The sequence below is a fragment of the Syntrophorhabdaceae bacterium genome (assembly GCA_028713955.1).
Taxonomy (GTDB): Bacteria; Desulfobacterota; Syntrophorhabdia; order Syntrophorhabdales; family Syntrophorhabdaceae; genus UBA5609.
On the sequence record JAQTNJ010000018.1, the window covers coordinates 1 to 10,275 of the forward strand.

Here is a 10,275-nt window from a genome sequence, read left to right on the forward strand (position 1 = left end):
CTGCGCACGATCTTGGAGGTCTCCTGAAATGCCCTTCTCTTCTTGCTCTCGATCCATCTTGCCCTTAACCTTTTGATCTCTCCTTCAACTGCCTTTTGTACCTTCAGGTTCCCGTAGCGTTCAAAAAAAAGTCCCTTCTCTTTCTCGTTGAGGTCCTCATAGATCATGGTAAGGGCGTGGGTGAGGTTGGAAAGCTCATCTTTATCGCTAAGGGCATCTTTTAATTTTGTCTTGTGGAGATCAATGAGATACAGGAGATTGCCGGACACAAGCACATTGTCGAGATGGAGGTCGTTATGACAGACACCGTTCTCCTTCAACCCCCTGAGAAGTTCTGCGAGTGCAGGGATTAATCTTTCACGGTACCCATGCCTGAAAAATACACGGACAAACCCCTCGCCGTCGATCCGATCCTGGACCACGCAGGAGCGCTTCCTGCCGACCCCGTACCCAAGGCACCCAGGCGTCCTGATCCCGATCGAGGCCAGCCGCTTCCCTGTCTCATATTCTTTTTTACCCCTGGGGACTGTTCTGTTCCTCAGTGCGCCGAGGGCCCCTTTCTCGACAAAGGTCTTTATGAAGACCTCTCCTTCTTTATAGGGCACGGTAATGTAATGCCTCCGCGCGTCCGATACCTCCGGCAGCTTCTCAAGCACGGCCGAGAGTCCCTCGTCTTCAAGAAACCATTTCATGCCTTTTATCCGGAATTCCTTCATCGTGCTGATCCGCCCGGGAGGGTATCCAGGATCTCTGCAACCCTTGGTCCCCAGATATTCAGGGAATAACGTTCTTCGGCGATCTTCCTCGAAGCCATCCCCATGGCCCTCCGCAGGTCAACGTCTCCCCGAAGCCTATCGATGGCGTCCTTCCAGCCTTCCGCGTCCTTCCTTGAAAACCCGTTATGCCCGTCGATGATCATGTCCTGCACAACGCCGACAGGGTGGGCAACCGAGGGGAGCCCCGCTGCCATATACTGGATCAGCTTGAGGCCGCACTTCCCCAGGGACCAGATATCGTCCTTCACCGGCATGATCCCCATATCGAAACTCAGGATGGACTGTTTCTCCCTGTCGTAATCCCATTGTTCAAAGAGCATCCCTTTTTTCATCCCCTCCGGGGGCTTGTCGGCGACGATCTTGCACTCCACGCCTTCCTGGTCAGCATAATAATCCAATAACTCCCGTATATCGGCGAGGTACTTTAATGTTGCGCTGCTTCCTATCCATCCGATGACAAAGGGCTTCTTTGGCCCGTGTTGTTTCACCGGGTATTCACCAATATCGACGACCGTAGGGATATAATGGACACCGGTCGCTTTATACTTCATTGCCTCATCGGCAAGAAATTGGTTGCCGCACAACACAACGTCTGAGGCCTTTACCATGCCTTCAAATCTCCTCTGCCGTGTCGTGCTCGCACCCCGGCTTCCATACATCACCGCGTCATCGAAATCGTAGACCATCTTCTTCGAGAGCTTTCTGAAAAGAGACAACTTGAAAGGATTGAGCAATACCCGCTGGACATAGGTTATGTCTGACTGCATGATCTCTTTGAGCACCCTGGGGAGACTCGTCTTTGTTGTCAACAGCGTGACCGTGAAGCCGCTTTTCTCCAGGTACGGGAAGTATTGATGGATCCTGTACCCCCGTGGATTCTCTTTTGTAAAAATGTTGTGGGTGAAAAAAAGGATCTTCTTCATAGGATTCTTAAGAGAATTGGTCCCTGTCCGCGCCTATCGCTTCTTAAAACCTGCGAGCCATCTCTTCAAACCCCTGCCGCCTCTGATATCAACTGCCTTCAGCTTGTTTTCGTCGGCAACAGGTCCTTTGACAAGTTCTTTGGGGCCAACAGCTTCAACGAGGTAGTCCTCAATGACCAGGTAATCCATCTCGGTGGACATGAAACATCTCAAGGCATCCTGCGGGGTCTCTACAATAGGTTCACCGGCTATATTAAAAGAGGTGTTCAGTATGACCGGAACATTGGTAATGTTATAGAACTCCTTGATGAGATCATAATACCTGCCGTTGTCGTTTTTCGTCACTGTCTGGACCCGCGCAGTGCCGTCAACATGGGTAATCGCAGGGACTACCGACTGTTTGTCGTCTTTCACCGCGGCAATGAGGAGCATATAGGGGCTCTCGCAATCGAGATCAAAATATTCAGAGGCATGCTCCAGGAGGACCGATGGCGCAAAAGGGCGGAACCCTTCCCTGTGCTTCACCTTCGCGTTCAGGACATCCTTCATCCCCGGTTTTCCCGGGTCGCAGATGATGCTCCTGTGCCCAAGGGCGCGGGGGCCGATCTCGCTCCCGCCCTCCAGCCAGCCCAGTATCTTCCCGTCGGCCAGAAGTCCGGCAGTCCTTTTTACAATATCCTGCTCCTTTGTAAACCGGATGTTTGGCGTATTTCGCAGTGCATCGAGGATCTCCTCTTCGCTGTAAGTCCTGCCGAGGTACGCGTTTTTGAACCGGTACTTTCCCGGTTCCTCCTTTTCAACAAAGTGTGCGCCGTATAGGGCGCAGCCAAGGGCAATGCCCGAATCGCAGGAGCCGGGCTGGATAAAGATATTCTCAAAGGGCGTATTGTCGAGTATCTTTTTGTTTGCCACACTGTTCAGACCCACGCCGCCCGCGTAGCAGAGGTTTTTGCTCGGGCTTATCCGGTAAAGGTAGCGCGCTATCTCAATGAGCCCGTCCTCGGTTTCCTTTTGTACGGCATAGGCGATCTCGGTATAAAGATCATCGGGCAGATTCTGGTTTTCACGGCGGGGCAGGTCGGGAAAGAACTGCCTCTGGTAAAGATCGTTGTGCCGCACAAAGTTCTTTTCGCTTTGCGTGAGCGCAGCACCATCTACAACGTCGAAGAATCCCGGCTCCACCGTCTTGCCGGGTTTCCCCCCGTAGGGCGCAAGTCCCATCACCTTCCCTGAACCGAAATCACCGAAATTCAGAAACACCGATGTCCCCATATAGACAAGGCCCAGCCCGTTCATGTATCCCGGGGCAGTACAGTCCTTCCGTATCAGGGTCAGCTCATTCCCCTGCGCCCTGTAGAACGACTGGACCTCTTCGCGGTCTTTCTGCTCTTTGATCGTCAATCCCCGGAGCGAAAAGGGAAGCTCTTTGCCGCTCTCGATCTCAATGGATTTGCTTCCCAGCCCGTCAACGACCATTATGGCAGCCTCATCGAAAGGCGATGCGCAAAAGGCGCTCGCCGCATGGGCATCGTGATGGGAGACCGTATGGACCCGGCCGGTATAGCCGAGCTCTTCTCTGATCGAACCGACCGTGACATTGCTTCCTTCCTTATCATAACGGGTGACCCCGACGACAAGGTCTATCTCGTTAATGCTCTTAAGCCCGGCAGCCTGAAGGAGGTATCTCACCGAGAGATGAGGGAAGTAGCCGGAGTGCTTTTTCCTGTCGAGCCTCTCCTCGCCGATGGCCCAGAGGCGGCCATTTGATATGATGGCGCCGCCGGTGTCGTGTCCGAATATATGAAGACCTAAGATATTCACAAAATACCCCTATAGATTATCTGCCTGAGAACAGTGTAACATATAAATTTTCCTAATATAACAGGAGAACCCCGGCCAGTCAATCTCAAAAGCAGTCCTGCCCATAGAGAAAGGCAGCAGAGAGCAAAGAGCTGAGAGCTGAGAGTGAACTCAACAAACCCAACGAACCCAATGCACGCAACAAACGCGAGCGGCACAAACCAGCCCATCCCAACAAAAACCTTGACAACCTCAATGATATAATCACATTAATATCACATACCTCCGCAGGTCAAACACTATGGAAACAGCAGATAATAATCCCCTCGTGTCGATCGTTATCCCCACCTACAACTATGCAAACTATCTGCCGGCAGCGATCACTTCGTGTCTTCAGCAGACATACAAAAACCTCGAGATCATCGTTGTCGACGACGGTTCAACGGATAATACCCGCGCGGTCGTTGAAGGGTTTCGTGACAGCGTCCGGTACATCCGTCAGGACAACCGTGGCGTCTCGTCGGCAAGGAACAGAGGGCTTGAGGGAGCACAAGGCAGCTTCATCACCTTCCTTGATGCCGACGATGCCCTGACGACAGACTCTATCGAGATGCGGGTCCTGATCCTTACCGAAAACAAAGACGCTGACTTTGTTATCAGTTCCACCCTTTCCAAACACGCTCCCGATGAGACGCCGTACCTCCATGATAAAACGGGACAAAGCTTTTTTTCAGAAAGGTTGTACGAAGACCTTCTTTGCAGGCGCATCTCCTTTGCCACCTGCGCGGTCCTCATGCGCACCGTCGTCGCGAAGGCGTTCGCTTTTCCTACGCACATATCGAACGGCGAGGATATCGTCTATTTCACCAAGGTCTTTTTTCAGAGAAAGGGCTATTTCCTTGCCACGCCTACGGCCATCACCTTCAGCCATCCTGACAGCCTCCGTCATAATGTCGAACAACTGAAAAGACAGGGTATCGATTTTGTAACGGCTGTTATCGACGATCTTTATTATAAAGGAGCCCTCGACTACCTCCGCAACGACCTCATCGCCAACCGCTATATGGAGCTCTTCAGGAGATACTACGCGTCAGGCGACAAGAGGCTTGCCAGAGAGTGTTACATAAAAGGGATCAGAACAAAACCCGGCAAGCTGTCCAGGATAGATTATCTCGTAAAGTTTATAAAGATGTATTTCTGATAGCGGTCAGCTATTAGCAGCTAAATAATAGCTCGTAGAAAATCGTATATTGTAGTTCGTATATCGTAGACCGAAAGAGGCCTTAGATGCTGCTTTTGCAGTCCACTATATACGATATACTATCGACTATCGACTGGCTTTCTGCTATTCACTATCGACTATTTACTGCCTTTACCCCGTTTTGAGTCTGCGGCTTCTTTACATATCCTTTCCATCGCCGCTGCGTTTTTTTCGATAGTAAAGTCTTCAAGCTTCGCCCGGGCGGCTGCACCCATGGAGCGCATGCGATCCCTGTCCAGCAATGCCTTTATTGCCGATGCGAGGCTCGCGACATCCCGTGGTTCGTCAATGACATAGCCTTCGTTTTCAGAGATGAGGGTCGCCGCGCCGTTCCACTTCGTTGTGATCGTCGGAAGCCCCGATGCCATAGACTCCATCGTTGTCAGTGAACAGGCGTCATAGAAGGTAGGATGCACAAGTATATGGGCATCCCGGTAGACATTCTCCGGCGAAGAAGATTCTCCGAGAAAGGTCACATTGTTCGCTATGTTCAATGCGTCTATCATTTTTATATATCTTTCTTTTCTCCCCCTGCCCATGACAATGAGGCGGAAGTCTTTTGTCTCTTTTGAAACCTCACCGAGCGCAGAAAGCAGCGGGGAAAGCCCTTTTAGCCTGAAATTCCCTGCTGAGAAGAGTATCCTCGGGGGACCATCAGGTATCACTGCTGCCGGCCTGAAGCGTTCCGTATCCACGCCATTGTACACAACGTCTATGCTGTCATCGGCCAGATTATAATGTCCGGCCATATGCCCTTTTATCATATCGGAGATGGCAACGATCCTGGAATATCTCCTGCTCCTGATAGGGAATTCTTCTATCCAGCGTTGTATCATCTGGTTGATGCTTCTGCGCAGAAGGAACGCCTTCAAGGAACGCTCCTTCGGATCGTCGTAACTTGCGATCTCCCTCTCCATCCAGATACGCTGTATGCCACCGTGGCTCTGGTATACATCGAGATCGAGGGTATTGCCGAAACCGAGCATTACATCAAGGTTAAAGAGCCTGACGTACTTCCTGTGGTTCAGCGCGAACGATAGGGTCCTGAGCCAGCGCGGGAACGGCATTGTGTTGAACCTCACCAGGGTGATCCCCGGCACCTCTATCCCCATCGAGCAGAAGATAAAGATCTCATGCCCTCTCCGGCTCAGGATCGTGGCGAGGTCATATGCATATCGTTCTGCGCCGCCTTTCTTCGGATTAAAATTATAGACCGCTATACCTATCTTCATGGTGTTACGTTCAGTTTAGGAGAATTTTTTCTTTTCCCCATAAGCATAAGCCTTTCATAAAAATCTTTCAGTTGTCCGGCCTGCGCCCGGTAATCCCATTTCTCCCTGGCTATTCTCGCTGCATTGGCCCCAAAGGTCTTTCTCATACCCTCGTCCCAGAGGAGGGTTTCCATCTTCTTCGAAAGGTCATCTGCATCCCAGGTCGTAATAAAACCTGTTTTCCCGTTATCGACAAGCTCCGGGAGCATGCCCGCATCTGAGACTATGGCAGGTCTTCCCATGCCCATGACCTCCCGCAGCGCCCTCGCCGAGCCGTCACTCCCCGCCCTCATCATCACAAAGATATCGAAGGTCGCGATAACGGAAAAATAGTCCTCCACCCTGTACCCCGCAAGGATAACATCCTGCTCAAGGCCAAGCTCTGCCAGCGGCCTTTTTATACTCTTCTCTATCTGAGAACTCCTGCCCATGATAAGGAGCTTGACCTTGCCCTGACGGTCTTTCAACTTCTTAAACGCCCTGAGTATGATGTCGTACCCACGGTCAGGCTTGAGGCGCCCGATAACACCGATGACCCTCTCGTCCGGTTTTATGCCGAAAACATTCCGCATTTTTTTTACAGGACCCTCATATGCCCTTATCGCGGGCGGAACAGCGGATGTCCTTGCGTCGGGGAAATCGAATCTTTTTATATCCTGCTTCCGCAGTTTTTCGCTGTACGTTACGATACCGTCCGTCTTACGGAGCGCCCAGGACATAAAAAGATTATCCGGCATACCGTCTCTCTTGTGGTCTGTCCGTATTATCAGGGGCCGCGTACCAGCGAAAAGCGTCGAAATAACGGCGGTGTAATGGTCGTGGGAAAGGTTCGTATGGATAATATCGACATTTTCCCTGCTGACATAATCTTTTAAATGCTGCATATCGTGGTACCAGTCCCGAAAAGAAAAATACCTGTTCAGTCTCAGCCCCTCATAATACCGTATTGCCCTCTGTTTTACCTGCTTTTCAACGGTCCTCTCGTGAAACTCAAGGGGAGTTTTCCGATATGCAAGGGTTACGTCGACCCCCTGGACGTTCAGTGCTTCACAGAGCGAAACTACAGGTTCAGCCGGTCCCGTCCACTTCCAGTCACTAAATAATTGGAGGATTTTCATAGACCGTAAAATCCCCGTATGCACTTGCACACATGGATTATCTCGTCCTGTTTCAACGTTGGGTACATAGGCAGCGAAATAATCTCCCTGGCAACCTGTTCTGCGTTGGTGAAAGACCCTTCCTTGAAACCGAGACTGCTGTATGCGCCCTGGAGATGTATCGGCGTAGGGTAATGGATAAGCGTCATGACGCCATTGTCGCTTAAGTACTGACGAAGACTGTCGCGCTCCTTCGACCTCACAACGTAAAGATGGTATACGTGACGCGCCCAGGAAGCCTCTGTGGGGAGAATGAGCGGTGAGTTCTCAAGTTCCTTCCGGTACAACCATGCATTGTGTCGCCTTTTTTCATTCCAGTAATCGAGTTGTTTCAATTTATATTTAAGGAATGCTGCCTGGACCTCATCAAGTCTCGAATTGAAACCCTCTATCGCGTGGACATGCTTATCCGTCTGGCCATAGTTCCTGAGCATCATAGCCCTCCGGTATATCTCTTCGGAATCAGTAACAACAATACCCCCATCTCCATAACAACCGAGGTTCTTGGTGGGATAGAAGCTGAAGGCAGCGACATCACCAAAACTACCCACCTTCTTCTCTTTGTACAGCGCCCCGTGGGCCTGACAGGCATCTTCCATGACCTTCACGCCATAGGTTTTACAGACCCTCATTATCTCATCCATTCTGCACGGGTGGCCGTACAGGTGGACGGGTATGCAGAGCTTGATGTCCTTTTCCCTTTTTAAAAGGTCTTCCAGCTTTTCGGGGTCTATGTTGTACGTCTCAAGTTCAATATCACAGAAGAGCGGGACCAGACCTTGCATAGAGAGCGCCATTGCGGAAGCGACATACGTGTTAGGGGTTGTTACAAACTTATCCCCTGCCTTCAGATCAAGGGCAAGACCGCCGATACGGATTGCGTCGGTGCCGTTTCCAACACCTATTGCGTATTTTACCCCGATATATGAAGCGAAAGACTCTTCCAGGGCCTTCACCTCTTTTCCCTGTATAAACTCACCATCCGACAGGACATCCTCAAAGATCCTGAGCAGGTCTTTTTTTATGTCCTCGTGGTCTCGTTCCAGATTAAACATCTTTACGATCATAATTGCATTCCCCTTGTTGAATCCGTCAGACGTGAGCCGAGGAAGCCCGGCCCACTGATAGTATATCGTATATCGTATTTCGTATATCGTATATCGAGATTCTCAAAAGGACTTTCGGCAAGGCCCCTGCGGGGCAGTTGAGCGTTCGGAGTTCGAAGTAAAAACCAAATGTAAAAGGCTGTACTAACCCGGGTATTCCGCTTTCTGCTCCTCTCACCCTCTCATCCTCTGCTCTCCTGATTTTCATCGTCCCTCGTCCTAGCGCAGCGGACGTCCCTCGTCCCTCGTTCTTCATCGCCAGTATTCCTTTTTATATTTCTTGTAGTACGCCACGGTCTTGCGGATCCCCTCATCCAGAGATGTTTTCGGTTCCCATTTGACTATCTTTTTTATGTGGCTGATGTCCGCGTAGTAATCCCCGGGCTCAACCTCTTTTCTTTCCCGGGTAAATTCAGTAAATTTTGTCTTTCCTGTCCCTGTAATCTTGACAATTGTTTTCGCAAGGTCATAGAAACTGACCGGCGATCCGGTTCCCACATTAAAGACCTTTCCGTAGGCAGCATCCGTCATCGCCGTCATCAACATACATTCCACAAGGTCATCAACATAGAGAAAATCCCTGAGGATACGTCCATCACCGAAGACAGGGATGGCTTCGTTGTCCATCGCCTTACGTATAAACCAGTTGAAGACGCCGTATTCATCATGCATCATCTGATGCCGGGGTCCGTAGGTATTTGTAATCCTCAGGCAGGCGCCCCTGATCTTATAGACATCGTCGTAAACGAGAACCATCTTTTCGGCCGTGAGGTTGGTAACGGCATAGATCCCCTTCGGGTTTGTCGGGTGGTCTTCATCGACGGGGAGCTTGACGCTCGATCCATATTCCCCGCGGGTACCCGCGAAGATGACCCTCGTACCGATGTTATGCCGGCGAAGGGCCTCGAGCAGAACGAGCGTACCCTTGCAGTTGATATCGAGGTCCTGTATCGGGTTGCGCATACTGTCAACGTGGTTTACCTGTCCGGCAAGGTGAAAAACGTAATCCTTCCCCTTCACAAGGTGGTTCATTGAGAGTTCATTTCTCACATCGGAAAAATTCACCTTTACCTTATCTGCGATATCCTTAACATTGAAGAGGCTCCCGCCCTGTCTCGGAAGCATGTTGTCAATGATCGTTACGCGGGCGCCGAGCCTGACAAGCGCTATAGCGAGATTGCTGCCGATAAACCCCAGCCCTCCCGTGATGAGCACTTCCTTATTTCTGAATTTCTTCATTCCTCCCATATCTTCTCTCCATTTCCCATAGTTTCGCATGTTTCATAAAGACATAGTACATCGTCGAAGCACAGATGATGACTCCCGGTATGCCGTCAAGAAAACCCATCTTGAAGATATAGTCCCGGAAAAAACGGTAAACCGGTCTTGTGAGCATATTAAAAAGGTGAAAATGGCGGTTTGATTTATAGAGGTCGTCTGCGAATGCCCCTGAATAGCGGTCTATTGTCCTGATCTGATGCGCCGTGTCCGCGTATGGTATATGCATGTAATGGCTTTTCAGCCTCCCTATCTTCCCTTCAACATGGACCTTCGCGTGGATACCGCCCTGCCAGCTGCCCCTGTCCTTTTTATACAGTCGTATCTCGTAATCGGGATACCAGCCGCCATGCCTGATCTCCCTGCCGAGATAGATGTTTCTCCTGTAAGCGATAAAACCATTGTATGGGGTATCGTCGGCAACAATGCCGGCTACCTCTGTTTTAAATTCCTCCGTAAGCCATTCGTCAGCATCGATAAAGAGCACCCAGATGTTACTGCACAGGTTTTGGGCTGACTGGTATTTCTCTCGCTGGTCTGTTGTGTCGAACTGATAAAGCTTATCGGTATATCTCTGGATCGTCTCGATTGCCCCGTCAGTGCTGTGGGAATCAACGACAATAACCTCGTCGGCCCAGCCGGAGACACTCTTCAATGCCCCCTCGATCGTTGTATTGTTGTTGAAGGTGATCATGTAGACGGA

10 protein-coding genes are annotated in these 10,275 nt (G+C 50.7%); 1 reads left to right on the forward strand and 9 read right to left on the reverse strand.

What is annotated here, in order from left to right; all coding sequences use genetic code 11:
* The 3 genes from PHU49_03105 to PHU49_03115 all read right to left on the reverse strand — a co-directional run.
* Positions 1-692: lipopolysaccharide kinase InaA family protein (locus PHU49_03105; protein ID MDD5242985.1), on the reverse strand; the 692-nt coding region annotated here is incomplete at its 3' end.
* 20 nt (positions 693-712) lie between these two features.
* A complete protein-coding gene (locus tag PHU49_03110; GenBank protein MDD5242986.1) occupies positions 713-1,699 on the reverse strand; it encodes a glycosyltransferase family 4 protein in 987 nt (328 codons plus the stop codon).
* A 33-nt stretch (positions 1,700-1,732) separates the two neighbouring features.
* Positions 1,733-3,520 (reverse strand): carbamoyltransferase C-terminal domain-containing protein, encoded by a 1,788-nt coding sequence (locus PHU49_03115; protein ID MDD5242987.1) that lies wholly within the window; start codon positions 3,518-3,520, stop codon positions 1,733-1,735.
* A gap of 280 nt (positions 3,521-3,800) precedes the next feature.
* On the opposite strand from PHU49_03115, the gene PHU49_03120 reads away from it, so the two are divergent.
* Entirely contained in the window at positions 3,801-4,700 is a 900-nt protein-coding gene (locus PHU49_03120) for a glycosyltransferase family 2 protein (protein MDD5242988.1), read from the forward strand.
* A gap of 158 nt (positions 4,701-4,858) precedes the next feature.
* Here PHU49_03120 and PHU49_03125 read toward each other — a convergent pair whose 3' ends face one another.
* The 6 genes from PHU49_03125 to PHU49_03150 all read right to left on the reverse strand — a co-directional run.
* Complete coding sequence (locus PHU49_03125) at positions 4,859-5,992, reverse strand: glycosyltransferase family 4 protein (protein MDD5242989.1); 1,134 nt, start codon at positions 5,990-5,992, stop codon at positions 4,859-4,861.
* Positions 5,989-7,149 carry a glycosyltransferase family 4 protein gene (locus PHU49_03130; protein MDD5242990.1) on the reverse strand — a complete coding sequence of 387 codons (1,161 nt, stop codon included), beginning with the start codon at positions 7,147-7,149 and terminating at the stop codon, positions 5,989-5,991. The genes PHU49_03125 and PHU49_03130 overlap by 4 nt, the downstream gene beginning before the upstream one ends.
* On the reverse strand, positions 7,146-8,255 hold the full coding sequence (locus PHU49_03135; protein MDD5242991.1) for a DegT/DnrJ/EryC1/StrS family aminotransferase: 1,110 nt from the start codon (positions 8,253-8,255) through the stop codon (positions 7,146-7,148). The genes PHU49_03130 and PHU49_03135 overlap by 4 nt, the downstream gene beginning before the upstream one ends.
* A 25-nt stretch (positions 8,256-8,280) precedes the next feature.
* Complete coding sequence (locus tag PHU49_03140) at positions 8,281-8,502, reverse strand: hypothetical protein (GenBank protein MDD5242992.1); 222 nt, start codon at positions 8,500-8,502, stop codon at positions 8,281-8,283.
* Positions 8,503-8,546: 44 nt separating this feature from the next.
* A complete protein-coding gene (locus tag PHU49_03145; GenBank protein MDD5242993.1) occupies positions 8,547-9,533 on the reverse strand; it encodes a GDP-mannose 4,6-dehydratase in 987 nt (328 codons plus the stop codon).
* The coding region (locus PHU49_03150) for a glycosyltransferase family 2 protein (GenBank protein ID MDD5242994.1) at positions 9,514-10,275 on the reverse strand (762 nt) is incomplete at its 5' end. The genes PHU49_03150 and PHU49_03145, both read right to left, overlap by 20 nt.

What these genes read in the sequence shown, in the direction of transcription:
- PHU49_03130 (MDD5242990.1), bottom strand. Translation starts at nt 7,149, where the DNA reads ATGAAAATCCTCCAATTATTTAGTGACTGGAAGTGGACGGGACCGGCT.
- PHU49_03145 (MDD5242993.1), bottom strand. Translation starts at nt 9,533, where the DNA reads ATGAAGAAATTCAGAAATAAGGAAGTGCTCATCACGGGAGGGCTGGGG.
- PHU49_03125 (MDD5242989.1), bottom strand. Translation starts at nt 5,992, where the DNA reads ATGAAGATAGGTATAGCGGTCTATAATTTTAATCCGAAGAAAGGCGGC.
- PHU49_03110 (MDD5242986.1), bottom strand. Translation starts at nt 1,699, where the DNA reads ATGAAGAAGATCCTTTTTTTCACCCACAACATTTTTACAAAAGAGAAT.
- PHU49_03135 (MDD5242991.1), bottom strand. Translation starts at nt 8,255, where the DNA reads ATGATCGTAAAGATGTTTAATCTGGAACGAGACCACGAGGACATAAAA.
- PHU49_03120 (MDD5242988.1), top strand. Translation starts at nt 3,801, where the DNA reads ATGGAAACAGCAGATAATAATCCCCTCGTGTCGATCGTTATCCCCACC.
- PHU49_03140 (MDD5242992.1), bottom strand. Translation starts at nt 8,502, where the DNA reads ATGAAAATCAGGAGAGCAGAGGATGAGAGGGTGAGAGGAGCAGAAAGC.